The organism is Bacillus sp. FSL R9-9530, assembly GCF_038008145.1.
GTDB classification, from domain to species: Bacteria; Bacillota; Bacilli; order Bacillales; family Bacillaceae_G; genus Bacillus_A; species Bacillus_A mycoides.
On record NZ_JBBOYO010000002.1, the window covers coordinates 412,698 to 437,601 of the forward strand.

Annotated in this window: 35 protein-coding genes and 4 pseudogenes; 34 read left to right on the top strand and 5 right to left on the bottom strand. The window is 33.2% G+C overall.

From position 1 onward, the window contains the following. Positions 1-41: 41 nt before the first annotated feature. The 19 genes and pseudogenes from MKX66_RS29890 to MKX66_RS29980 form a co-directional block, all read left to right on the top strand. Positions 42-287, top strand: a pseudogene (locus MKX66_RS29890) (NUDIX hydrolase); the annotation flags it as partial. A 509-nt stretch (positions 288-796) separates the two neighbouring features. Beyond that, positions 797-1,114 carry a PadR family transcriptional regulator gene (locus tag MKX66_RS29895; protein ID WP_000681019.1) on the top strand — a complete coding sequence of 106 codons (318 nt, stop codon included), beginning with the start codon at positions 797-799 and terminating at the stop codon, positions 1,112-1,114. Beyond that, positions 1,101-1,670: a DUF2812 domain-containing protein gene (locus MKX66_RS29900; RefSeq protein WP_061530225.1), complete on the top strand. Its 570-nt coding sequence runs from the start codon at positions 1,101-1,103 to the stop codon at positions 1,668-1,670. Before MKX66_RS29895 ends, MKX66_RS29900 begins: the two co-directional genes overlap by 14 nt. 564 nt (positions 1,671-2,234) lie before the next feature. Further along, positions 2,235-2,807, top strand: coding sequence for a tyrosine-type recombinase/integrase (locus tag MKX66_RS29905; protein WP_341088121.1), 573 nt, complete (start codon positions 2,235-2,237; stop codon positions 2,805-2,807). Positions 2,808-3,532: 725 nt separating this feature from the next. Next, positions 3,533-4,198 (top strand): trypsin-like serine peptidase, encoded by a 666-nt coding sequence (locus MKX66_RS29910; protein ID WP_341088122.1) that lies wholly within the window; start codon positions 3,533-3,535, stop codon positions 4,196-4,198. 117 nt (positions 4,199-4,315) lie between these two features. Beyond that, positions 4,316-4,453, top strand: a complete 138-nt coding sequence (locus tag MKX66_RS29915) for a class III lanthipeptide (RefSeq protein ID WP_193654372.1) — start codon at positions 4,316-4,318, stop codon at positions 4,451-4,453. A 68-nt stretch (positions 4,454-4,521) separates the two neighbouring features. After that, positions 4,522-7,125, top strand: a complete 2,604-nt coding sequence (gene lanKC, locus MKX66_RS29920; protein ID WP_341088123.1) for a class III lanthionine synthetase LanKC — start codon at positions 4,522-4,524, stop codon at positions 7,123-7,125. A 122-nt stretch (positions 7,126-7,247) separates the two neighbouring features. Then, a complete protein-coding gene (locus MKX66_RS29925) occupies positions 7,248-7,376 on the top strand; it encodes a class III lanthipeptide (protein ID WP_189340009.1) in 129 nt (42 codons plus the stop codon). Between the two features lie 41 nt (positions 7,377-7,417). After that, positions 7,418-7,537 carry a class III lanthipeptide gene (locus MKX66_RS29930; RefSeq protein WP_189340010.1) on the top strand — a complete coding sequence of 40 codons (120 nt, stop codon included), beginning with the start codon at positions 7,418-7,420 and terminating at the stop codon, positions 7,535-7,537. Positions 7,538-7,578: 41 nt separating this feature from the next. Further along, positions 7,579-7,698, top strand: a complete 120-nt coding sequence (locus MKX66_RS29935; protein WP_189340010.1) for a class III lanthipeptide — start codon at positions 7,579-7,581, stop codon at positions 7,696-7,698. 41 nt (positions 7,699-7,739) lie between these two features. After that, positions 7,740-7,859 (top strand): class III lanthipeptide, encoded by a 120-nt coding sequence (locus MKX66_RS29940; RefSeq protein WP_189340010.1) that lies wholly within the window; start codon positions 7,740-7,742, stop codon positions 7,857-7,859. Positions 7,860-7,900: 41 nt separating this feature from the next. Further along, the gene (locus MKX66_RS29945; RefSeq protein ID WP_189340010.1) at positions 7,901-8,020 is read left to right on the top strand and encodes a class III lanthipeptide; all 120 of its coding nucleotides are present in this window, start codon (positions 7,901-7,903) and stop codon (positions 8,018-8,020) included. Positions 8,021-8,111: 91 nt separating this feature from the next. Then, complete coding sequence (locus MKX66_RS29950) at positions 8,112-9,818, top strand: ABC transporter ATP-binding protein (protein ID WP_193654036.1); 1,707 nt, start codon at positions 8,112-8,114, stop codon at positions 9,816-9,818. 303 nt (positions 9,819-10,121) lie between these two features. Next, positions 10,122-10,475, top strand: a complete 354-nt coding sequence (locus MKX66_RS29955; RefSeq protein ID WP_193654035.1) for a PadR family transcriptional regulator — start codon at positions 10,122-10,124, stop codon at positions 10,473-10,475. After that, positions 10,429-11,004, top strand: coding sequence for an HAAS signaling domain-containing protein (locus tag MKX66_RS29960; protein ID WP_341088125.1), 576 nt, complete (start codon positions 10,429-10,431; stop codon positions 11,002-11,004). Before MKX66_RS29955 ends, MKX66_RS29960 begins: the two co-directional genes overlap by 47 nt. Beyond that, entirely contained in the window at positions 11,001-11,600 is a 600-nt protein-coding gene (locus MKX66_RS29965; RefSeq protein ID WP_341088129.1) for an NDxxF motif lipoprotein, read from the top strand. The genes MKX66_RS29960 and MKX66_RS29965 overlap by 4 nt, the downstream gene beginning before the upstream one ends. 85 nt (positions 11,601-11,685) lie before the next feature. Beyond that, the gene (locus tag MKX66_RS29970; protein WP_445662221.1) at positions 11,686-11,871 is read left to right on the top strand and encodes a helix-turn-helix domain-containing protein; all 186 of its coding nucleotides are present in this window, start codon (positions 11,686-11,688) and stop codon (positions 11,869-11,871) included. A gap of 690 nt (positions 11,872-12,561) precedes the next feature. Further along, entirely contained in the window at positions 12,562-13,269 is a 708-nt protein-coding gene (locus MKX66_RS29975; RefSeq protein ID WP_341088131.1) for an IS6 family transposase, read from the top strand. Between the two features lie 102 nt (positions 13,270-13,371). Then, positions 13,372-13,668: an ArsR/SmtB family transcription factor gene (locus tag MKX66_RS29980; RefSeq protein ID WP_193653545.1), complete on the top strand. Its 297-nt coding sequence runs from the start codon at positions 13,372-13,374 to the stop codon at positions 13,666-13,668. Between the two features lie 213 nt (positions 13,669-13,881). Here MKX66_RS29980 and MKX66_RS29985 read toward each other — a convergent pair whose 3' ends face one another. Next, positions 13,882-14,325: a DUF5065 family protein gene (locus MKX66_RS29985; RefSeq protein ID WP_326996892.1), complete on the bottom strand. Its 444-nt coding sequence runs from the start codon at positions 14,323-14,325 to the stop codon at positions 13,882-13,884. 259 nt (positions 14,326-14,584) lie between these two features. Then, positions 14,585-15,238, bottom strand: coding sequence for a hypothetical protein (locus MKX66_RS29990; protein ID WP_341088137.1), 654 nt, complete (start codon positions 15,236-15,238; stop codon positions 14,585-14,587). Here MKX66_RS29990 and MKX66_RS29995 point away from each other — a divergent pair. From MKX66_RS29995 to MKX66_RS30050, 12 genes and pseudogenes are all read left to right on the top strand, one after another. Then, positions 15,234-15,323, top strand: a pseudogene (locus MKX66_RS29995) (phage antirepressor Ant); the annotation flags it as partial. The gene MKX66_RS29990 and the pseudogene MKX66_RS29995 sit on opposite strands and share 5 nt — an antisense overlap. 107 nt (positions 15,324-15,430) lie before the next feature. Beyond that, positions 15,431-15,568, top strand: coding sequence for a hypothetical protein (locus MKX66_RS30000; protein ID WP_193653584.1), 138 nt, complete (start codon positions 15,431-15,433; stop codon positions 15,566-15,568). 151 nt (positions 15,569-15,719) lie between these two features. Further along, positions 15,720-15,908, top strand: coding sequence for a hypothetical protein (locus MKX66_RS30005; RefSeq protein WP_078205591.1), 189 nt, complete (start codon positions 15,720-15,722; stop codon positions 15,906-15,908). A gap of 459 nt (positions 15,909-16,367) precedes the next feature. Then, positions 16,368-16,568, top strand: coding sequence for a hypothetical protein (locus MKX66_RS30010; protein WP_341088138.1), 201 nt, complete (start codon positions 16,368-16,370; stop codon positions 16,566-16,568). A 1-nt stretch (position 16,569) separates the two neighbouring features. Further along, complete coding sequence (locus MKX66_RS30015) at positions 16,570-16,746, top strand: hypothetical protein (RefSeq protein ID WP_341088139.1); 177 nt, start codon at positions 16,570-16,572, stop codon at positions 16,744-16,746. Between the two features lie 17 nt (positions 16,747-16,763). Next, a complete protein-coding gene (locus MKX66_RS30020; protein WP_326996896.1) occupies positions 16,764-17,396 on the top strand; it encodes a Sak single strand annealing protein in 633 nt (210 codons plus the stop codon). 13 nt (positions 17,397-17,409) lie between these two features. Beyond that, on the top strand, positions 17,410-17,583 hold the full coding sequence (locus tag MKX66_RS30025; protein WP_341088141.1) for a hypothetical protein: 174 nt from the start codon (positions 17,410-17,412) through the stop codon (positions 17,581-17,583). After that, positions 17,584-17,826 (top strand): hypothetical protein, encoded by a 243-nt coding sequence (locus tag MKX66_RS30030; protein WP_341088142.1) that lies wholly within the window; start codon positions 17,584-17,586, stop codon positions 17,824-17,826. Next, a pseudogene (locus MKX66_RS30035) lies at positions 17,827-18,558 on the top strand (DnaD domain protein). After that, a pseudogene (locus MKX66_RS30040) lies at positions 18,527-19,334 on the top strand (ATP-binding protein). Before MKX66_RS30035 ends, MKX66_RS30040 begins: the two co-directional pseudogenes overlap by 32 nt. Beyond that, entirely contained in the window at positions 19,334-19,525 is a 192-nt protein-coding gene (locus tag MKX66_RS30045) for a hypothetical protein (protein WP_326996900.1), read from the top strand. Before MKX66_RS30040 ends, MKX66_RS30045 begins: the two are co-directional and overlap by 1 nt. After that, on the top strand, positions 19,522-19,803 hold the full coding sequence (locus MKX66_RS30050; protein ID WP_326996901.1) for a hypothetical protein: 282 nt from the start codon (positions 19,522-19,524) through the stop codon (positions 19,801-19,803). The genes MKX66_RS30045 and MKX66_RS30050 overlap by 4 nt, the downstream gene beginning before the upstream one ends. Positions 19,804-20,214: 411 nt before the next feature. On the opposite strand, the gene MKX66_RS30055 is transcribed toward MKX66_RS30050, so the two are convergent. Together MKX66_RS30055 and MKX66_RS30060 are read right to left on the bottom strand one after the other, a co-directional pair. Further along, positions 20,215-20,682 (bottom strand): hypothetical protein, encoded by a 468-nt coding sequence (locus tag MKX66_RS30055; protein ID WP_002088123.1) that lies wholly within the window; start codon positions 20,680-20,682, stop codon positions 20,215-20,217. Between the two features lie 923 nt (positions 20,683-21,605). After that, the gene (locus MKX66_RS30060) at positions 21,606-21,821 is read right to left on the bottom strand and encodes a spore germination protein (RefSeq protein WP_002084597.1); all 216 of its coding nucleotides are present in this window, start codon (positions 21,819-21,821) and stop codon (positions 21,606-21,608) included. A gap of 145 nt (positions 21,822-21,966) precedes the next feature. On the opposite strand from MKX66_RS30060, the gene MKX66_RS30065 reads away from it, so the two are divergent. The 3 genes from MKX66_RS30065 to MKX66_RS30075 all read left to right on the top strand — a co-directional run bounded on the left by MKX66_RS30065 (position 21,967) and on the right by MKX66_RS30075 (position 23,720). Beyond that, the gene (locus MKX66_RS30065) at positions 21,967-22,323 is read left to right on the top strand and encodes a Holliday junction resolvase RecU (RefSeq protein ID WP_341088143.1); all 357 of its coding nucleotides are present in this window, start codon (positions 21,967-21,969) and stop codon (positions 22,321-22,323) included. Positions 22,324-22,461: 138 nt separating this feature from the next. After that, positions 22,462-22,917, top strand: coding sequence for a sigma factor-like helix-turn-helix DNA-binding protein (locus tag MKX66_RS30070; protein ID WP_341088144.1), 456 nt, complete (start codon positions 22,462-22,464; stop codon positions 22,915-22,917). Between the two features lie 557 nt (positions 22,918-23,474). Beyond that, positions 23,475-23,720, top strand: a complete 246-nt coding sequence (locus tag MKX66_RS30075; protein WP_326996904.1) for a hypothetical protein — start codon at positions 23,475-23,477, stop codon at positions 23,718-23,720. A 458-nt stretch (positions 23,721-24,178) separates the two neighbouring features. On the opposite strand, the gene MKX66_RS30080 is transcribed toward MKX66_RS30075, so the two are convergent. Next, positions 24,179-24,886 carry an IS6 family transposase gene (locus MKX66_RS30080; protein WP_341088166.1) on the bottom strand — a complete coding sequence of 236 codons (708 nt, stop codon included), beginning with the start codon at positions 24,884-24,886 and terminating at the stop codon, positions 24,179-24,181. Between the last annotated feature and the right edge of the window lie 18 nt (positions 24,887-24,904).

Here is a 24,904-nt window from a genome sequence, read left to right on the forward strand (position 1 = left end):
TTCCAGAGTGGCCCCTCATACCTCGAATCGTTTCCGTACCCCTTGAAGTTGAACATCTTATAGGTGTCTACTCTAAATATTTTGGTGAGTTTCCGAACGGAGATAAAGCTCAGACTATCGTTCATTGTTTTCAATGCAAACCAATTGATGGGGAACTTACTGTAGATGGTATTGAAACTTTAGATTTAAAATACTTCCCAATAGACCAAATACCGAAATTATTCACAAAACTACACGAAGATGCCTTAGAAGATTGGCTTTCCAAAAGAAAAGGTGTATTTAAATAAAAACACCTTCAAATTAATTATCCATAATCTTTAACTAACGGACGCTTTAATTGAGAAAGAAACTAAAAACTTTTAAACTTCCACTTTCGGTAATTATGTAAATAAGCTGTCCATATGGACAGCTTATTGTATTTTTTGCTTAGTGTCGCTTTTAAATAAAGTCACGGTGTTTATAAAAAAGACGCGATGTTTTGTCCCTTTGGATCTGTTTATCTAAAGGGATGTTTTTATAGTGAAAAGAAAATCTGAACTGAAAGGCGGATTAAGGAACTGTTGGGCGGCAATAAAGTTACTCCACTAAAAGGCCATTTAATTGAATAAGACTACAAAAAAGTCACTTTACCTTACGTAAGGAAAGTAACTTTTTAGATTGATTTTCTCCTTGTTATCAAGCTATTTACTTTAAGTTCATTTGACTAATTTTGAAAAAGTTGTTGACTATTCAGTTGAACTGTATTAAATTGTTATTAAGTTGAACTATATAGTCGAACTGAGTAAAGGATGAGGATATGAAACATAAATTATTACCGTTGTCTGAAACCATGCATTATATTTTACTAGCTATGCGTGAGCCACTCCATGGCTATGCCGTAATGCAGAAGATAGAAAAGATAAGTAACGGTACTGTTATTTTAGCAGCTGGTACATTATACGGTGCGATTGAAAACTTGAATAAGCATGGTTGGATTGAACCTGTTGGAGAGTTAGGTCGAAGAAAAGTTTATATGATAACTGCAGAAGGAAGCGACATTTTGAAAATGGAACAAAACAGGTTATTGCATATTTTATCCCTGTACGAAGGAAGTGAATCGAATGAAGAAATTTAGTAAGATGTTTTTTGATATTGAAAAAGAGGAGCAATGGCTGAACGAGCAATTACAAAAAGGCTATCGTTGTACAAATATTAGTGGATTAGGAATATACACTTTCGAAAAAACTGACAAGAGATATGTTATACGACTTGATTATCAAGATTATTTACCTAAGAAAAAGTTGGTTGAATACAAAGGGATATATGAGGATTTCGGTTGGAACTATATAAAAGGGCCCTGGCTTAGTGGAATACGGTATTGGCAAAAAGAAGATGATGATCAAAATGAAATCTTCTCGGATCGCCAATCAAAGGATAATCATTATAAAAAATTAATGAATTATTCATTTTGGTTGGTTATGCTGTGTTTAGCTTATTCTTATATGTTTTACAAGGATTCGGGATTATATCATGAAGGTCTTTGGAGTATGAAAGGTTCATTATTTTGGAAGGCATTTTTATTTGAAACTCCATTTGTCCTTTTGAAATTGTCTTCCACACTTCTGTTTGTTTTTTTGGGTATCAATTTCTATAAAACTTATCGAAAGTATTCAATGTTAAAAGAAAAATAAACGTTTTTAAAATCTTCCAGAATCGGGCGCGATTGTGGAGTAAACACAGGTAGAAAAATGATTAAACTTTTTATAAAAAATTATTCACTAGCAACAAATAACCCAAGCATTTTGATTAAACTTTTTTCAAAATGTTTGGGTTTCTTCTGTTGAAAAATCAATTTTTGTAGCATGCTTTTGATCAAACTTTATTACAAACCAACACTTAGCGTGGGGTTTTTCCAAAATGCTGGAGATACCTCTTATAAGGATTCCTTTTTTATATCAAAAATTTACAAATAAAAAAAGATAAGGGAAAAACAAGTGACACAAACTATCTTAATTTTTATGATATTATATTTTTTGTTAATTTTAGATATAAAACCCATATTTAATATCTATATCAATATTGAGAAATTTATTACAAAATTAGCTATAAATGTTTTAAAAACCGAAAGTAAACTTTTAGCCAAAAGTTTACTTTCATTTCCCCTTAACCATTGACTTCCATCTGATTTCATTGATATTATAAAAACAAAAAAAGTATACATTCAAATCACTAAAAACAAAGGGATTGAAAAACAGATGGATAAAAAGCAACATTTAATTGATGTACAGCCAATTCGAAGCAAAGAACAGCTCGAAGACATGAAATGGTCTCTTAAACGTCATTGTTCAGATCGTGATTACATTTTATTTTTAATTGGTATTAATACGGGGTTCCGTGTAAGTGATTTACTTAAAATGGAAACGAGTGAAATTTTAAAACTGAAGCGAAAAAAACGGAAAGAATTTAAAGTGAAAGAAGGAAAGACAAAAAAGGAGCGTATCATAAATATTACATCCATTTTTGAGGAAGTACTTCCATACGCTGAAGATCTAAAAAGTACCTGGTTATTTCCTTCTCGAAAAGGGGATAAAGCCATTAGTAAAATTCAAGCCTATCGACAGTTACAAAAAGCCGGGGATTTTGCCGGAGTCGAATCTTTAGGTACCCATACCATGCGTAAAACGTTTGGATATTGGTTTTACAAGCAAACAAAGGATATTGCTATGTTACAAGAAATATTGAATCATAGTACACCACAAATTACACTACGATACATCGGTATTAATAAAGAAGAAAAAGATAATGTACTAGATACATTCCGGATTTAACTAAGATGTGGGTGTGGACTAAAAGAGGATTGTATTATGATATACAATCCTCTTTTGAGGTTAGTTATAATATGCACCTGTACAACTTGGAAGACAATTACAAATATCATATTCGCTCCCATAATGACTTCTCCATTGAATTTCATTAAAAATAATTTTACTCATTCTCCGTACCTCATTTCAATCGTTGGTTCCATTATAACGAGGGTTTTTTGATAAAAATACACAAAAACCCCGAATCATGGGGCTTTTTTTAAGTGTCCATGATTCATGGGTACAGTTCAAAGGATTAAGGATCTTTTATAATACGATGCCAACAAGCAATATAGAAGATTGGTGACGAGAATATAGACAGAAGAGGCACGTCACCTACCAAATATCTAGTATGGTACATCATGAATCCGTATTTTACAAATCATTTCCTCCCTTTTTTCGGGAGGCTGAGGGGGGAACTTGTAGGTTTTGTTGCAAAATTTAAGCTCAATTTTAAAAACCTTGCAACAGAACCATTCTTAGCGTGGGGGTTTTTCAAAAATGCTGGCGATACCCCCTGTACCCTACAGTTACTTTAAGAATTTTGCGCTTGAAACCCTAATGTTATGTATAGAACACTATTATACATAACACATTACTTTACAAAGAAAATATTGAATTATCCTCATTTTAGGATTATTGTTTATTTATACCAATTAAAGAAGCGAGGAATAATTATTAAATTATCTACTATGGAAAATAATGAAAAAAAAACAATGAATACAGGATTATTGAAAATAAAACAAAATAAAACCAAGTTTATAAGTAATGCTTCCTTAATTAAAGGATTGGACTATCCCTTAGTTTGTACTGCTGCACATTGTGTCTTTGACTGGTATAAACAATTAAATGCAAATGAAGTAACCTTTATAACGAATGATAATAAAGAATATGAAATTGGAGAAATCTACATTAGTACTGAGTGGGTTAATAATGGGATAGTAGATTATGATACTGCTTTTTTGACATTAAGGGAACCACCTGTAGAAATGGACAATTTAATCAAACCTATATTTAATAACTTATCAAAAAAACAGAATGCATTAGTACCTTACATAAGGAAAAAATTCCTCAGAAAGAAAAAAGTCGAGGTAATAAGAAATATTACTTTTGAAGACCATATATATAATTCAACATTGTTAGGTTTAAAAGGAAAGTTGGGCGTGGGTAGTTCAGGAAGTCCTTGGATAATGAAAATGGATGATGAATATTTCCAATTTTCTAATACAAGTTTGTCATTTAATAGTGTTAAAGATATAATTTGGGGACCCTATTGGGGGGAACATATAGAAAATTTATTTCTACAAGCAAATAAAAAGGTTAGTAACTTGGAAAATATAAATATTTATAAACTATAAATATTTATAAACTATATAAGCCCTCTTTAAAAATTGATGTATCCGCATGTTGAATAAGGTTACCAATTGAGGTGATACAGTAAAATTGGTACACAGTATAGAAAGGGGGTGATATCTATGTCTAGATTTGATGTTTTATCATTGCAAAGTTTAAAAAAACATAAAAATAATGATAAGCCCGTTGGTTCAAATATTAGTGTTAATTGTAAAACCCAAAGTGGTTTAAGCCTTTTTTTCTGTGTTAGTCCTAAATAATAATTTAAATACATAAGCACAAATCAATTTAGTTAATTTGTGCTTATGTATTATATAGGGGGGTTCTAATGGATAATAGGTATATAAAGTATATAAATAAAAATCCTTACTATAGTGTTGCTGATGAAATTAGTCAAGGGTTATTAAACGTAGACTATCCATTTGATAATTATGTATTAATTGATGGTGAGCATTGGACAAACCTAATGCCCAAAAGTGCAAGACTCCCTAAACAAGGATGGAAAATTCATGTTAGTACGGATATCAGAGAATCGCAAAAAACTTTAGATATTGTTTCCAAGTTAATGATAGAAAGAAACATATCGTTTAAATATGTCAGAAGTAATAAGGAGCTAGTGCTGAAGGATTCTAAATACGGAGATAGAGGTTCGTCAGGGAAGTTTATAACTATATATCCTGAAAATACTGATCAATTTATTGATTTATTGAGGTTATTAGAAATCAACTTAGCCCATTTAAAACCTGGCCCTTATATATTAAATGACAAAAGATGGTATAACTCTAATATATATTTTAGATATGGTGCTTTCATGTCTAGGTATGTATATATAGATGGCGAGAAAGTTGATGCTATAGAAAATTTAGAAGGTGAACTTATTGAAGATAAAAGAGTTCCTTACTATTACTTACCTAATTTTGTAGAAGAGCCAATAGAAATTAGAAAAATGGATGAAAAGTTGAATCAAGTTGACACCTCATCTCCTCTAGATAATTTTGATATAAATGAAGCATTGCATTTTAGTAATGGTGGTGGCGTTTATATCTGTAAAAATAAAAGTAATAATATGAAAGTCATTCTAAAAGAAGGAAGGCCTCATGCTGCAGTAGACGCTCAAGGGCAGGATGCTTTTTCTAGAATTGTTAATGAAAGCGAGATATTAGATAAATTAGAAAAGGCACAATACCCAGTTAAAAAAATAAGTTCTTTCCGTGCCTGGGAACATTATTTTATAGAAGAAGAGTATATTGAAGGTGATTCTTTATCTGAATGGCTAGTGAATAACTACCCTTTTAGTTCTAATATAAAAAATGAATCTTATACAAAGTCCTGTATAAATATCCTCAATCAACTAATTGAGTCTATACACGAACTTCATAGAAATGATATAGGTATGGGGGACTTACAACCTGCTAATATCATAATAACACCAGAAGAGCAAGTTAGATTAATTGATTTTGAAACAGCAAGTTCAACAAGCGATTCTCTTTCTGGATTAATGACCCCCGGTTTCATAGGGAATCAAGAAATGAATAAAGAACAAAGTGATTGGTTTGCATTATTAAGGATAGCAAAACAGCTATTTGTACCAATTGGTTGTGTCCAAGATATATCCTGGAATATGGACACTATTCATAGTAATTGGATTCGAGTTGTATTTGGAGAAAGAGCAAATACAACAATTGAACGTATTGAGTCATTATGTGAATTTTACGGATCACGTCCTATGGAAGAGTTACTGACTACAAATGGAAATATGAAACAAAAATTTGACCTATCAGTCATGAAATTAAAACTACGTAATTCCATTTTAAAGGACGTTAAAAATGAAGAGAGGCTATTACCTGGAGACATTCGGCAATATGAAATGGAGACAGGCATGCTAAATGTGTTAACCGGTGGTTTTGGTATTGCAATGGCATTACATAGAACTGGAGGGATAAATCAGAAAGTAAAAGATTGGGTTGAAAATCAAGATATCAATAAACTTATTCAATTAGAAAATGGTTTATTCACCGGTAAGATGGGAATAGCATCGGCTTTATGGGAACTAGGTTATCAGGAGAAAGCAAAGGCTCTATTCGACTCGTTTATTGATTTTAAACACATTGAAGATATTTCTTTTGCAACAGGTTTAAGTGGAATTGGATTCGCATACTTAGGATTTAGTTACGAAGTTAATGACCCTAAATATTTAAACATTTGTCTCTATATCGGAGAATTATTAATAAACAAGTTGAATGCTGATGCACCAATTATTACTTATGATTACGATGTTGTTAATAAAGGAGTTATGACCAGTTGGGCTGGGGTTTCCCTGTATTTTACTGCACTGTATAAAAAAACAAACGATAATAAATGGTTAGTATTATCAGAACAGGCATTGGAAAAGGAACTGCAACTAGGGATATTCGATGATACTGGCTTGTATCAAATTGATGATGATTTTAGGATATTACCTTATCTTGCCGGTGGAGGAAGTGGTTTAGCTTTACCGATTGTTGAATTAGAGATAAATGCAAAATTGAAGAAATGGAATAAAGAAATTGATGGTATTAGTAAAATATCAAAAAGTAAATGCTTTTATAATGCTGGATTATTTCAGGGAACTACTGGTATTTTAGCTGTTGCAAATTTATTAGAGTTATATACCAAAAAAAGTAGTTTGGTTAACTCGGCATTATTCACGCTTAATTTACACTTATTAGAGGATGCTGATTGTATATTTGTTCCTGGTGATTCATGTTTTAGAATTTCTGGTGATATCATGTCTGGCTCTTCTGGTTTATTGTTAACGATAAATGATATTTTAGAAAGTAAGAATCATTCATGGATACCCATACTCAATTTAGAAAAAGTATTTAGTTCTTCAACTTTTAAAGAAGAAAGTTTACAAAATATAGTTGAACCCCTTTCTTCTGTCGTAAGGTGATCCTTCAACCATAAGGATACTGGGATTTGTAAATAATATAGTCCAAAGAAAAACAACTGATTTACTTTAGGAATTATTTACACGGATGAGGAAATTACTTTATATAGAAGGGGGTGATAAAAATGAAAGATGTTCTTGCATTACAAAAAATGAATAAAACAAAACAAAAGGGTAAGGGCCAAAATCCAGCAAAATCAAGCATAAGTCTGGGTTGTTCCCCATCAAGTAATACTAGCTGGTTCTTCTGCTAAGCTTTAAAACATCAGATTTAGAAAGAACGGAGGGGTATTAGATGAATAAAGTACTATCTTTACAAAAAGAATCTATTTCTAAAGATGTTCAACTGAAGGCGAAATCTTCTAAAAGTGTTCAATGTAAAACAAGTAGCAATGCAAGCTGGTTCTTCTGCTAAGCTTTAAAACATCAAATTTAGAAAGAACGGAGGGGTATTAGATGAATAAAGTACTATCTTTACAAAAAGAATCTATTTCTAAAGATGTTCAACTGAAGGCGAAATCTTCTAAAAGTGTTCAATGTAAAACAAGTAGCAATGCAAGCTGGTTCTTCTGCTAAGCTTTAAAACATCAAATTTAGAAAGAACGGAGGGGTATTAGATGAATAAAGTACTATCTTTACAAAAAGAATCTATTTCTAAAGATGTTCAACTGAAGGCGAAATCTTCTAAAAGTGTTCAATGTAAAACAAGTAGCAATGCAAGCTGGTTCTTCTGCTAAGCTTTAAAACATCAAATTTAGAAAGAACGGAGGGGTATTAGATGAATAAAGTACTATCTTTACAAAAAGAATCTATTTCTAAAGATGTTCAACTGAAGGCGAAATCCTCTAAAAGTGTTCAATGTAAAACAAGTAGCAATGCAAGCTGGTTCTTCTGCTAAACATTAAAACATCAAATACTTGTTTCTGCATAAAGACAATAGAGTTTGATCAATCAAACTTTATTGTCTTAATTTAATGAGGTGAATATAAATGAATGCATATAAAGTGCTCCTTCTAGCAATTAACGATAGAAGAAAAAAGTTACTTCTAAGTACGATAATAATTGTATCAATTTTATTTACAGTAGCATCCCTAGTATTTCCACTTTTAGTGAAAGATATTGTCGATGAATTTTCAGTTAATAAGATCAGTCTATGGATGATTGGGGGGTTGGTATTATTTCTAATAACAAAGTCTATAATTGAATCAGTAAATCAGTATATAATAGCTAAATTTGGTAACATGATAATCCGTGATTTACAAAAAAATATATATACTAAGATGCTCCATTTCAAAGTTGACTTTTTTGATGAGTACCATAGTGGTGAATTATCCAGTAGAATTGTTAATGATACGGAAATTATAAAGGATCTAATAACGTACCACATCCCTAAATTAGTTACAGGTGTTATTATGATACTTGGTGGATTAGCATTAACAATTATCTTAGATTGGAAATTAACGATTGTTATACTAATAATTTCCCCATTTATATTTGGTATCATCTTTCCTCTTATGAGAAAGACGGAACAAACGGGGGATAGACAACAAAAGGAAATTTCTGTTTTTATTGCAAAAACTCAAGAGACTTTTAAAAATATAAAAATGGTGAAAGCTTCTACAGCAGAAAAGCATGAAAAGTCAATAATGTATAAGTGTATTGACAGGCTGTATAATGCAAACTTATATGAAAGTAAAATTTTCGCCATGGTAGCACCTTTAGTGAGCCTTTTACTTATTCTAGGTTTATTAATAGTAGTGGGGTATGGAGCTTATAGAATATCAGTAGGAACTTTATCTATCAGTACATTAATTGCGTTCGTAATTTATGCATTTCAAATGATGACCCCAATGAGCTCAATTAGTGGGTTTATTGGAGAGTACCACAAAGCAAACGGTGCTATCAAGAGTTTAAATACTATAATGAATAATAATGAAATTGAACAAACTAGCAATACTAAATATGCATTTCAAAACGAGATATCCTTTAAACAAGTTAACTTTGGATATAAAGATAACTTGATTCTAAAAAATATTACTTTCAATATAAAACGCGGAGAAGCTTTAACTATTATTGGGCCGTCTGGATCCGGAAAAACAACTTTAATTAACTTATTGGAGAAGTTTTACTTTCCAACAAATGGTGAAATAACGATAGATAATATAAATATCAATCAATTGAATACTTATGAGTTGCGAAAAAACATAGGTATAGTAAGTCAAGGTTCCTCATTAATTAGTGGTACTATTTTGGAAAATTTGCTGTATGGTCTTGATGAAAAGCATATTGATGAATCTAATATAAGAGAAGCTTTAAGATATGCAAATTTAGAAGAATTTGTTGAAAAGCAAAAAGATAAACTTGATACGAACATAGGCGAGAGTGGTGATAAATTATCAGGGGGGGAAAAACAAAGGTTGAATATAGCTAGGTTATTCTTAAAAAACCCGGATATAATTTTGTTAGATGAACCTACATCTAATCTAGATGTAGAATCCAGAAATTTAGTCTTAGAGTCCATAAAGACACTTACAAAGGAGAAGACAGTAATTAAAGTAACTCATAATTTAGAAGAAGTAAAACCGGATGATAATATATTATTCCTTGAAGATGGAGAGATTGTATGCAAAGGCTCACATGAAAGAGTTAGTGAAATAAATAAAAGATATAAAGAGTTTATATCTACAGTAATGTAATAAGTGGTTCTAGTATGGAAAACCAATATGTATTTAAATAGAAACAGCATCAGACTGATAGTGTTTTTACTTGAATAAGTTTTGATTTTCCATACCCCTCACGTTCTTTTTTTCAGTACGAGTATTAGTATGTCTAATGTTCAAAGATTTGTTATATGTTCCTTATAATTCCCTTTTAAGTAAAAAAACAAAAATGATTTGTTTTTTTACTTAAAAGGGAATTGTTGACTTTTTTTCCATTTAACTTTATACTGTTATTAGAATATTTAAATAAGACTTAATTAAAAATGCTGGTGATAAAGTATGAATGCTCAGTTTAAAAAAGGGGTACTTGAGTTAATAGTCTTATTGATAATAAATAAACGGGATGAATATGGATATGCATTAGTAAAAAAAATATCGAGTAAAATTGTCATATCTGAAGGCACTGTTTATCCAATATTAAGAAGACTAGTCAAAGAAAAACATCTAACTACCTATCATCAAGAATCAACAGAAGGACCATTTAGAAAATACTACACAATCACAAAGGAGGGGATTGATAAACTTGAAGATTTGAAATTTGAATGGAATGAGTTTTTCCTAATAATTAATTGCTTTATCGAGGAGAATGATAAACTTGAACCAGAAGGATTTTTTGAAATTACTCAAAAATAGTTTGAAGTTTATGCCTGAAAAAGAAAAAAAAGATATAATAGATGAATATATTATCCACTTTACTGAGGGAAAACATGCAAATAAAAGTGAAGAGGAGATCTCTAAAGAATTAGGAAATCCTGTAGAGATTGCTAAAGAATTAAATGCTATTTATTCTATTAAGAAGGTTGACGAGCATAAAAACATTAAAAATATGCTTACAGCACTGTTGTCAATTATGGGATTAAGTTTAATGAATTGTATTATTATTATAATTAGTTTATTTGCACTGGTAATATTGACACCATTTATATTAGCTTATATCATCAGTGTCCCTATCATGATCCTGTCTCCATTGATTTTAATTATAATGGGATTTGTTAATGGATTTAGTATAATTGGAGTTGGAGAAGTTTTCGATTCTATAAAAGGGCTTATCTTAGGTTCTTTTTTAGCATTCCTAGGGTATTATATAGGGAAGTCTTTTTTTAGACTATTCATTAAATACTTGAGATGGAATACGTTAATTGCCAGGGGGAATAAACTATGATGAGAAAGATTTTTTATAGCGCCTTCATTCTTTTTATATTAAGCGCATGTTCACAAGGGGAAAAGGAAAATGTTGATACTACAAAAGATGAAATTCCTCCTATGCAGAACGTAGAGATCCCTAGTAATATTTTTACCTCTGAAAAACAAAATAGAATAATAGACGAAGAAGAAATAAAATCAAGTATAAAAACATACTTGGATAGCTATGAAGAGTTATCTAATGCTAGCGAACCATTTCAAGAGATTATAGACGAAGAAAAAAAATTACAAGGAAATGAATTAGAGGAATTAGACAAAATTTCCAAGCTTCTAAAAGAAAATGATAAAAATTTTTCTAACTATATTTTAAATAATACATTGCCTGAAAGCTATCAAGAAGAATCTAAAAGAATTAGCCAGTACATCACAGCTTTAAATGAGACCCTTTATAAACTAGGTGAAAGACTTGATCATTTTATAGATGACGTAAGTAACGGAGATCTTCCAAAGAAACCAATAATTGATCAAGTCGATGTAGTGAATGGAAGGGAACAGAAAAAAATAGAAAATTTCCTTAATAAGAACAATATTGATACTAAAGCATTTGGAGGGTAATGTTCTTTTGTTCAAGAACTTATAGGGGTCACGCGATCCAAAAAAGAAAATTGTACGTTAAGGAATATTTTTACATAAAAAATATATTCAAAGTGAAAAAATTAAAGAAGCTAAAAAACTTTTAATATTAACAGACTATCCTATATCCGATATAAGTAATTTCCTTAATTTTAGTACTCAAAGTTACTTTACTAAAATCTTCAATTGTTATACAAGTTTTACCCCTCTACAATATCGAAAGCAAAACGAAGGAAGGCTTTCTGTGTTTTAAAAGGTAGAGATTGAAAGAGGGGAGATGAAAAAACAACACCTACAGTATTGGTAGGTGTTGTTTTTTGTTCATTACCTTATATTTTATAAGTTTTTTTCTAGCCAAGTATCAATTTTTTGTTATTTTTTTGTAGTTCTTACTAGGCGCAATTAAGTCGTAAGAAATTAAAAGTGAATTCATGGAATTGGTTTCTACTATCGAATTTTATGTTGCAAGGAATACCTTAACGTTCGATCGATTTTTGGTAAAAGAATAATTTCACCTACATATTAATTGAATTAATATAACTTAATCATAATAAAATGAAGTGTTCACATAGTGGATGCTTTTTTCTTTTCTATATAAAATTTATATAATAAATGAGAAATTAACTAAGCATACCATTGAATACTGTAACTCATCGTGCCTCATACATTGATTCATAACTAAAATATTTTAAACAAATGTTTGTTTAATTTTCCTACACCATATTTCTTCATCACATAAATAAAAAATAAGAATACCCCATTTACATATATTCAAGAATTATAGTTAGTTATAACGTAAAATTCATTTTCTTATAGTTAATTCATCTTGAATATTATTATACGTTTTTCGGGGTTTTGGTGCAAAAACTTAAGGACAATTGCAATGAATCTATAAATCTTGGACATACTGTTACTATTACTTTAAAAAGGGTGCGTGATTGGTATGGAAAAGGAAAATGTATTCAAATGGAAGCATTATCAGCCTGATATTATTTTGTTAACGGTAAGATGGTACCTACGGTACAACCTCAGTTTTCGTGATTTGGTGGAAATGCTAGAAGAACGGGGTTTATCCATTTCTCATACAACGATTATGCGTTGGGTTCATCAGTATGGTCCTGAATTGGACAAACGAATCCGCCGTCACCTCAAACAAACAAATGACTCTTGGAGAGTCGATGAAACATATATCAAAGTAAAAGGTCAATGGATGTATCTGTATCGTGCTGTTGATTCGAAAGGAAACACAATTGATTTTTTCCTAAACAAAACAAGAGACCAAAAGGCTGCAAAGCGCTTTTTCAAGAAAGCTTTGCGGTCTTTTCATGTTTCAAAGCCACGTGTTATAACAGTCGATAAGAACCCGGCTTATCCTATAGCAATTGAACAGTTAAAAAAAGAAAAAAGCATACCTGATGGTATGCAACTTAGACAACAAAAGTACTTGAATAACATAGTAGAACAAGATCATCGCTTTATAAAGAAGCGAATCCGTTCTATGCTAGGGTTCAAATGTTTTGAAACAGCTACATCCATTCTTTCTGGAGTAGAAGCCATGCATATGATTAAAAAAGAACAGCTTGATTTACGGGACCAATCTGTCCAAAATCAGAAAGAATTCATCCATCAATTGTTTGGACTTGCAGTATAAGATACGATTCCGTTAGGAATATATGCGCTTTATTCTCTTTTATTTTATTTTTGCACCAGAACCCTATTTAATATTTGTATTGATATTAGGGAGATGAATAGTATGTCGGGCGATTTCAATATGGATCCTAGTAATTATGAAAGTGGTGCTGAAATCTTAGAGTTATTAGGCAGTTTAAGTCGTTTATTAATTGTACGTGAATTGATTGTAAGTGGGACTTTGACAGTTTCTCAGTTGAGTGCTGCGACGCATATTTCGGAACCTATGACTTTACAACATGTACGCAAACTAACTAAAGGTAATATGGTAATTAGTGAGCGCAAGGGTACAAGGCTTTATTGTAGAGTAGAAGATAAGAAAATTATTGAGATTATCGATTTATTAGGATTATTATATTAAGTTCTAATCTATGTATTTTTTGAATTCAAACACTTTATAAATAAAAAAATAACATAAAGAAAAGACACCCTAAGGTGCCTTCCTGCGATTTGAACCATCGTAATATGGTATTGGATGCCAATCCAATTATTATTTTACCACGTTAAATAATTTCGAGTATTGAGAAATAGTAAAAGCACTCTTTTGAGTGCCTATTTCTAATTTATTACATCCTTAATTGATTGTAAATTGATTTGAATACGTGAATTCACCACGATATTTAATTGCAGCTACATAAGTACCACTTGTATAGCTATCTGTGATAGAAGTTTGCCAAATTTCTGTTCCAGGAAGAAATTCTGGTTCTATTGTTTGGAATCGTTCTAGGGTACCATTTGTGTGGACTTTAAAAATTTTCATTTGCGCACCAAAATGTTCTCTACCAAAGTGCTGCGTTAAGTAAAATGTATCACCAGTTATTAAATCCCCAATCTTCCAATCAGGTTGATATGTACTTTCCACGGAACTTTCCAGATCCACAATGGTTTTAAATCCCCAATCATCATTAAATGGATCTGAGTAAGCTGCAGCAACTTGTGAGGTAGGCTTAATCATTTCTATTGCAGTAAACCCGCTAAATGTTAACGCCCCAATTAATGCTAATTTTCCTAATTTCATTATTGTTTCCCCCTATTAATTTTCATAATTATCCAAAAACAGAAGTCATACAAATATAATAATATAATTGATTGTATTATATTTCAAATATTTTCTAAAAAATCCATAAACACAAAAAAGACACCCTAAGGTGCCTTCCTCCGACTTGAACCACTTCAATTTTAATAATATGTATTGGACTTCCATCCCAATAATATTTTACCACGTTAAGTTATTGTATTCATTGAGAAATATGATTCAAATCTATATTTTGTTCAAACTACCTTTTTAAAGATTCCTCCAGCATTCCTTCTAACTCTTTTTTGATTTCCTCAGGTTTCATCTGGTCAACGGGTTTATAATTACCATTAGCATCATAGTTAGCTGAGTCCTTTTTAGGGGCATTTGTGGATGATTGTCCTTGCCCTGTTGAAGAAGAAGGAACTGAGTTGTAATTCCCCTTATATTTTTCAGACGGATCTATTTTGTTTACTTGATCCATATCAGACTTGTAATCTGACTTTGTGTACCTTTCGTTATCATTAATAACTAATTCTTTATCAATAACACTCATTTTGTAGTTGTTATTATCATAAGAAATCTGTATATTGTCGTAAACACAATAGTTGTCATCTCCACATTTGATTAGATTAGAGGACCCCACTAATTTCGCAATAGCGTCACTCATTACCTCGTATTTCTCTACTTTTTCTAAGTCAGAGAATCCTTCATCTACATTTATTTTAATGTTTACTGAGGTTTCATCTTTATTCCTATTACCGGCCTTGTAAATAGTCTCTTCAATATACGGCGACAACTTGCTATCTTGTAATTTCTCCGTAGCATCTTCTTCTACAACTTTCATATCTGCTGAACAACCAGTAAATATAAGACACGTAGTAGCTATTAATAAGCTCATAAATCCTTTTTTCACATGGACAACAACATACGTAACGCCAAAAGGACAAGCTTACATCATAGACCGACTGAAGAAAGAACTGGAACAGGAGGCGGTTTAGGATGGAAAGCTCACTATCTTTGATAATTGTCGCGATAGCTATATGTTTATCGGCATACTTAGTGCATCGAATAGATGCTGCAGCAAAGAAAGCAGGATGGATGGAAGATGATGAATAAACAGCAGCGTGATGAATACGAACGAAAGAAAATCTTGTGGATCATAAAGGATTTAAGAGCTAGAGGAGTACATAACAGCGCAGATAAGGTTGAGGAAACATACAAGTATATCACTCTAGCTAAATAAGAAAAAACCCTACAGGGGATGCAGGGTAATAACTAAGGGTATTGAGTTGTCGATTCCATAAGGACTTCTTGGAATGTACAAAGTGTAACACATAATTTATAAAAACTTTATATATAGATGTTACGAAATTATGAACAAAGGGGAGTGAAAAATGAGTAAAGATGAATTAAATCTAGATAGTTTCGGTCAACAACTAATAATCACTGGTCTTACAAGATTAGTTGAAGAAGAAGGTTATACAGCTCATGAAGCTTTTCGATTGTTGGAAACGATTAAAAGAAATACGTTCCATGCTCTTTTAGAAATCCAAAAAGAGTCGAGAGAAAACAAAAAGCCCTAGCAGGGGAGCTAGGGCAGGGGATGGGGTATTAAGAATTGTTGATTCTATTAATAACGAATGACTTCTTCGAATGACCTTAGTCTAACACAGGAACTCGTGTATATGTGTTACGGAATTATGAACAATGGACAAGCTTTCGTTTGTCAGAATATTCAGGGGTATAATGGTATTCCCCACCTAGCAAATAGGTTCCTGGATATTCCGATGCGTGAAAGCATCGAGAAAGGGTGGGAAAAATGTATCCGCTAGTTAAAAACTAGCATAATAAAAAGCCCGTACAGAAGTACAGGCAGGTTGTTACACATATCGGTAATTAAATATTAACAGAATTATTCATTAATTTCCATTGAGAAAATAAAAAACCGCCCTATGCCTAGGACGGTTTGGAGAAAACACATTTGTAATGACTCACTTACATTATATCAAATGTTTTCTCCTAAAAACAAGGAGGAATGAGAAATGTTAGAAAACGGAATGTTGATTGGAAACGCTCATAATTCAGCAACAAATGATTGTATGGATTATTGCCAAGGCTGTGGCGGAGAGATTTATTACGGTGAGAGTTATCTTGATTGCAATGGAGATCCAATCCATGCAGAAGCTGATTGTATTAAACAATTCGTAAAAGAAAGCTCGATAGCGAAAGTGGCAGGTGAATGATATGGGCCTACAAAACAAAATTGAAGCTGAAATTCAAATTATGAAGAGCTTGGTTGAACGATACAAGCAAAGTAATGAACCTAACGCTGCATCGATGGTTGTAGCTTATGAATATGGATTACAGGCGCTTACGGAAGTGCATGAAGCTAGTAAACAAACGGAAATATCACTATTTTAAAAGAGAGGGAGATTCATATGACAACTGAAAATTACTTTTCTAAATTAGCTCAGATAGATTGCACGGAACATGTTGAAAAGAAAGGGCGCTTTAACTACTTATCATGGGCGTGGGCAGTTAAAAAGCTTCGTGAAGTAGATCTAACAGCAACGTGGGAAGTAAAGCGATTCGATGGAGTACCTTACCTTAAAACGGATTGCGGTTACTTTGTAGAAGTTGAAGTAACTTTACAGGGATTACCACTAAGTCAGATTCACCCAATACTTAACAATCAAAATAAACCGATCGCAGAACCAAATAGTTTCGATATCAACACGAGTATTCAACGTTGCTTAGTAAAGGCTATAGCGCTTCACGGATTGGGATTATATATCTATGCAGGCGAAGACTTACCAGAGGTTCAAGAGCCAATGATTACCGCTCAACAGGTCGGTGCAATCAAATTAAACATAAAAAAATTAGCTACTCTTCGGAAAGTGGACGAAGACGCGATTAAAGGACACTTAAGCATCAACGAAGTTGCTGAATTAACGTTGAAGCAAGCCGAGGAAATACTTAAGAAATCAACAAAGTGGGTTAAACAAGCTGAAAAAGAAGTAGCTGAAGCCAAAGCAAAGGAAACGGTTGAAGAGGTAGAGCAAACAAATTAAGGAGTGAAAGCCTATGTTAGATAAAAATCAATCAAAAGTCGTCCTTCCTTCATGGGTATGGAAGGGCGCGCGAAATGAAAAAGAAGCGAAAGTAAAGGCGATTGAGTACATCACTCCTGATCGCTATCTAGGTTACAGAATATTAAGTGTTAAAGGCGATATTGCGATATGCGAAAGGGAGATGTAAATGGAAACGGTATACAGACCAAAACGATATAAGTTTTTAATTCCAAGCAAGAAAAATAAAAACAAGTATTTATGCGATCCAGATAAAACGACAATTGGAATAAGAGTATACAAAATGGCGAAAGACGGATACGAGTGTGTTTATCCAGTACGCAGAGTCGTCAATACAGATAGCATTTATAAAACTGGTGAAATCGATGAAACAGATTGCTTCTATGAAACGGAAATGAAGAAGGTGAACTAATTGGCAACTTTTAGAGTAAGCAAAGATAAAAACTACACAACAATTAATAACACAGGACTTAAAGATGAACGTTTAACTTGGAAAGCAAAAGGAATTTTAGCCTACATACTTTCTTTGCCAGATGACTGGGTTTTCTATATGGAGGAAGTCGCGAATCACGCTAAGGACGGAATTGATAGTTTAAGAGCTGGAATGAAAGAATTAAAAGAACATGGGTATGTTAAACGGTTTCCTGTAAAAAACGAAAAAGGAAAGATAACTAATTGGGAAACAATCATATATGAAGTACCACAAACGGAAAATCCACTTATGGAAAAACCACATATGGAAATTCCACAAGTGGGAAATCCATTTATGGAAAATCCAACGCTACTAAGTACTAAAGAACTAAGTACTAATAAACTAAATACTGATAAATAAAGTAGTAGTAACGTCTTCTCATTCTATGAAAATAACTTTGGGATTCTAAATCCATTTGTAGCAGATAGCATTACCCAATGGTCAAGCGATACTAGTGAAGAAGTTGTGAAAGCAGCTATGGAACGAGCATTAAAACAGCAGAAGAAATGGAACTATGCTGAGGGGATTTTAAAACAATGGACTAACAGCAATGTGAAGACTTTAAGTGAGGTAGAAGCTTTAGAATCAGAATACCAACGTAAAAAAGGGGCGAAGCCAAATGGAAGCAGTAGGAAGAGTGATGACTCAGATTTTGAATACATCGGCTTGTGATGAGGAAACAGAAGGGTATACATGTAAACACTGCAATACCTTCATTAAAGCAATTGTAGTTGAGGTACCAACGTTACGAATCAAAAAACAAGGTCCTTCCTACTTGTGAATGTGTGGTCGAGCGAGAAGAAGCGAAAGTACGAGAATATCAAAACTTCGCTAAGAAAAGAGAAATCGAAAAGTTGTTCAGTATTAATAATTTAGGTGATCGCTTTGCTAAGAGTACATTTGAATCATTTTTAGAAAGAAATGGATCCGAAACGGCTCATAAGATTGCTACTCACTATGTAAAGACATTTGAAGAATGGAATGGCGAATCACTAATGATTTGGGGAGATCCTGGTAATGGCAAGACTCACTTAGCAGCAGCTATTGCGAATGAGTTAACAAACAAAGGGTTTATCACTGTATTCCAAAGCGTACCAGAGCTATTACAACGTATTCGTAGCACGTTCAATAACGATAACAAGGAAAGTGAATCACAAATCATGCGAGCGCTTCTGGAATGCGACTTACTCATTCTAGATGATATCGGAGCGGAGAAAGCGACGGAATGGGTAGAAGAAAAGATTTTCGATATTATAGATGGTCGATATAGAAAAGAACTACCGACACTTTATACAGGTAACTTGAAACCGAAGGAACTTCAAGAACAGGTAGGAAAACGTTCCTATGATCGGATGGTAGAAACAAGTTTAACAGTTGAAAACAAAGCAACGAGTTATAGAAGAGAGATTGCTAAACAGCGACTACAAAAATTCGGAGGTGCTTCTTAATGTGTGCATGTGAAGGAACGGGAGTAATTAGAAACGATATGGGGAATGGCTGTTATCAAATCGCACCATGTATTTGCGCGGCAGGGAATCAAACACCTGAAGAAGTCGATAGAAAGCGTCATGCCGTTATAGCGAGGTTAATGGAAATTCATCGTATGCAGCAGGAAGAGAAACAAGGCGTTGTGGCATGAGAAGCGGTCAACTCTCTTTTGAGGATGTTATAGGAAGCTTTGACTATACAGCAACCAGTACTTCCGAACAATTTCTGCGTAGTAATAGCCATAACGCTATAACGCCTACATTTGAAGTTCACTTCTTTGACCAAGATGAAAAGCAAAAAATAGATTGGTTTGAAGCGGAAAATGAAGAAGATGCAAAGAATGATGCCATAGCAAGACATGGGAGAATTCAAATTATTAAAACGGTTGTAAGTACAAGGACGTTAGCGGAGATCATGGATCTGGATTAAGAAAGGGGAATGGATATGAATGACCAAACTGTAATCGTTAGTATTTCACCAGTAGAATAATGGCCAATGAAACAACTCAAATCAGTTTGTAGACATAACAAAATAAAAGGTTATACAAAGATGGATCGTGAGCAGTTAGTATGTCATGTCAAAGAGATTCTTAGGCATAAGAAAAACTAAACAAAATCCTTATTTAAATAAAAGAAACCCCGATTGTCTGCGGGGCTCCTAAGGGTAATCGTCAAGTAATGACGTACTCGACTAATTAACGATATCATGAATTTTTTGGTAAAAATACTGGTAAATGTGTCCAAATGAATGGGGTGTCATTTTGAACAAAAACGCTATTTTAATAAGTAAATAAAAGAGAGCACATTTGAGTATGTGCTCTTGGATAAGGGGTGCTGAATTTTAATTTATTGATTCTCTTTCATCGGAGGTATCAAATTTATCGATTAATTTAAAGATAGCCTCTAGAAGAACCGTAGATAAAATAGCAAAAATCAATACAGCATGAGGTGTTAATTTCACAGTTGTAAAATTAAGATTAGCTAGCCAAAAATATCCGACATACATCGTCAGGAAGGTACTAACAATTGAAATTGTAAACCCTAAGAAACCTAATTCTTTTAGCTTTTCCTCAGATAATTTGAATACTCGTAATACTAAAGAGAAGATGATTCCTACTATGAAAAATCCAATACATAATGTCAATAGTGATATTATACTTGGATATTCAACGTCATCAGGCATCCATTGTTTCATTCCTACAATTATAGCTGTAGGGAGCACAATAGGTATTAACAGTGGTGATACTATTAGAAAAATTGCCAATAGTCTACTGATGTTGTTTGTTTCATTGTTGTTTTGATTATTCATAAATCCTCCAAAAAATAATATAAAGATTAATATTCTAGAGGATTTTAACACAAAAGTGTTAGTAAGACTATAGCTAAAAATAAGGATGGTTTTAAACAAAAACGCTATTTTAATTTCAAACAAAAGAACAGTCAGCAAAAGCTAACTGCCCCATTTTGGAGGAAAATCAATTGTTACAGATTGGCGTATTCAAAGTATGTACAGAAATTGGGGATTTATTCAGAAGAAACTAAAAAGAGCACCTTCAAGTAGTGCTCTCAGTAAGTTGGGCCCTCAGAGAGTAGTGTGGCACACATGATAATATATGTGAGTTATTCATTGAGGTGCAAATACCTAATAAAAACTAGATTTAGCACAACAAAGCAGCTAGCTCAATTAACTAACTACTTGTTGTACAAAAGAAATTAGGCCCTACAAGTAATGATGTGTAACTTTAAGTTACAGTTGTAGTGTAAACAATATTGGAAAAGTTATACGGAAGTGAACTTAATAAAAATTTCATTTTGTAAAAAAAACTAAAAAGAGCACTATCAATTAGTGCCCTTTGTAAAAATAGCGTAAGTGGCCAGCTCACGTTATAAAGAAAGGTAGAATTTAATATATTCTAACCCTGCTTAAATGGTGAAAACAAAAGAACAGCTAGCAAAAGCTAACTGCTTAGCCCTCAGAGAAAGGGAAAAAGAAAATTACAGAGGTCACTGTGAATTCAAGCTGTATCAGCCCATTTATAGTATTGGACAGAATTTAGAATTTTATTCGGACAAACTCAAAAAGAGCAGCTAGCAAAAGCTAACTGCTCAGTCTTGAAGGAAGTCTCGATTAGCACGGTTACACATAAGAGATTTCCGGCTGTTTAACAGCCTATCCATAGTATTGACAGAATTTTGAGTTTTATTCAGGGGGGTAGAGGGAAATAAATACTTTTAGACTGTTCCAACTTGGTTTTGATCTGCAATATCAGAATCGTATGTGTTTGTTGCACTAACACCGCTAAAAGTATTGGCAACAAAAGCAACAGTGGATGATCCTGAACCATTATAAGCTTTTGTATTTTCCTTTGGAGAAACGTTATAAAAATCACCTAAATTGAAAGAACCGTTACTATTTTGTACAACCAGATTTCCAACAACAGACGGCATTGTTTTCACCTACTTTTTTAGGGAGTATTTAAATTAGTATATGGTGTATGCGTCTAGAGGTTCATCTGGATCTGAAAATTTTGAAATGAAGTTTGTTAGAAAACATAACAAAATAATCCTTTTAGAAGAAAGTGAGGAAATAACAATGGGTTTAGGGAACAGAGGAATGCATTTTGAGAAACTTATCAATCAATCTATTGAAATGTATCAACGTGAGGGAGTGGCGCTTATAAACAAGCGTCCGACTTATGTAAGAATGTCTCATCAACCAAAAGGTAAGAAGTCGATACCAAGAGCAGACTTTGATATTTATGGATACTTAGTGGAACAAACAGAACGAGCACCAGTTGATTACTTACAATACATCGATGAATCAGGATTGATTCCAGGGGTGTTAGATGGAATGATTCAGTTAGATCAGGATCATGTAAGGATTGCTAATAATATAGAAGCAGCGAAAGAGAAGATGAGTACCAAGAAACGAAAGTTATTAAAGGCTTAATGGATAACGGAACAACGCGCAATAGTGTGGTGGGGGCTATGTTAATGCGCGATGTTCCCTTATTCAACAATGAGATAGTAAAATTTCACGTACCTTATGTGATGTTAAAATGACAAATTCGAAATAGGGGGATTTACCATGACAAACATTTATCAGAATTTAGGAGAAGAAATTGAATTAATGGAAATTGAACTAAAGGACTTGAAGTTAGAACATAAATACCTGATAAAAAACATGCATATGAACGCTCCTAAGTTTAATGGAGTAACAGACTACAGCAAGGATCGTGTAACAGGTGGACAAATTCCATTAGCGTTAGATGAAATCGCAGGTCGTCATGATCGTATTATGGAGAAGTCAGAACGATTAAAACAACGTATTGCTGATAAGAAAGTATTAATGGGGGAAGCGCAGTTTGTTATGAGCAAAAAGAAACGCCTAGAACAACAAATTATTTATTTACGTGATGTGATGGGATTCAATTTAAAACAGGTTGCTAGTGAACTAGGGTACAGCTATGGCCATATTAGAAGAGTGAGCAGCAGAATGAAAAGAAGCCACAATCATGCCACAACGATGACACACTGTTCTTGATATTTAGGTGATACACTATTATTACTGAGAGGTAGCGGAAACTACTTTCAAGGTCTTGATTTCGAGATGGATTGTTTTACAAATGTGGTGATGGTTCGTTCGATTAGATGAACTGTAGCGTTCTAAAAAATATAGGTCTAAACGAGCAGAGAGCTTCCGCTCTTTGTTTGAGCCAATACAGCTGAATCTTCCCCTCAGTCTTGTGTATTGGTTCAAACAAGATGCAGGAAGAAACGTACGCGTCTTGATATAAACCTTTATAATTCGATATTGGTCTGCAAAGGTGAAAATGACATTAAGTAGCCGAAGTATTGAGCCGACTCCACGGAGTATAAAAGAGAAGATTCTTAGTCTTCTCCCAGTCACCGAACGTAAAGCGCGTAGCTAATAAGAGCTAGAAAATTATATGATGCGGTGGCTTGGAGAAGGTTGAGAACACTCAGCCTTGGAGTGATTGCGAAATTCCCCTTTCGTGAATGTTTCTCCCATCCCCTTGAGCTGTCACTTCGGTGATGGCTTTTTATTTGATATAATAATAGAGAGGGGTGGTGAGATAAATGAGAGTACTAGAAATTACATTTGAAATGAAAAATGGTCGTAGCGTTCATGCAACTATGAACGGAAACAAAGAAGAAGTTATTAATGAAGTGACTTCATATCCTGGTGACTTTAAAGCTTTCGGAGATTGTGTAGTTAACATGACAGAGGTTTTGGCTATGGTTGTAGAAGAAGGAATGCCCGTTGAAGAAGCTGAAGCTCTGGATAAGGCATTTGATGAAGGACTTGACGAGTTATATAGGTAATTAGATTAAGCATCCATAACGGGTGCTTTTTTCTTTGTTATATAGAAATTACACATTAAACCAGTAAAACTTTGAATGAGACAAGCATATACTAATAACTGAACACGACGTATTCATTCTTTATAATCGTATGGGACGAGCACCTTATAGGGCTCTTTTTTTATTGCACATAAGGAATTCCAAAACATACAATATCGAGTCAATGCCAACCAACTTATTCCTTTTCCGAGAGCTATATATATTCCGCTATAAAGCTCTTTTATGTTGCGCCATTAGAACGGTCAGGGCATTGTCGTATATTTAATACTCAGAAGCTTAGGGCACTTTATAGTGTTCTTTTTTTATTGAACAAAATGGATATTTGGATAGGAGGATGAATGGTGGACGAGACAATGTGGAGGGTTCTGGTGCAAAAATAAAAGAGAATAAAGCGCATATATTCCTAATGGAATCGTATCTTATGCTGCAAGTCCAAACAATTGATGGATGAATTCTTTCTGATTTTGGACAGACTGGTCCCGTAAATCAAGCTGTTCTTTTTTAATCATATGCATGGCTTCTACTCCAGAAAGAATGGATGTAGCTGTGTCAAAACATTTGAACCCTAGCATAGAACGGATTCGCTTCTTTATAAAGCGATGATCTTGTTCTACTATGTTATTCAAGTACTTTTGTTGTCTAAGTTGCATACCATCAGGTATGCTTTTTTCTATTTTCAACTGTTCAATTGCTATAGGATAAGCTGGGTTCTTATCGACTGTTATAACACGTGGCTTTGAAACATGAAAAGACCGCAAAGCTTTCTTGAAAAAGCGCTTTGCAGCCTTCTGGTCTCTTGTTTTGTTTAGGAAAAAATCAATTGTGTTTCCTTTCGAATCAACAGCACGATACAAATACATCCATTGACCTTTTACTTTGATATATGTTTCATCGACTCTCCAAGAGTCATTTGTTTGTTTGAGGTGACGACGGATTCGTTTGTCCAATTCAGGACCATACTGATGAACCCAACGCATAATCGTTGTATGAGAAATGGATAAACCCCGTTCTTCTAGCATTTTCACCAAATCACGAAAACTGAGGTTGTACCGTAGGTACCATCTTACCGTTAACAAAATAATATCAGGCTGATAATGCTTCCATTTGAATACATTTTCCTTTTCCATACCAATCACGCACCCTTT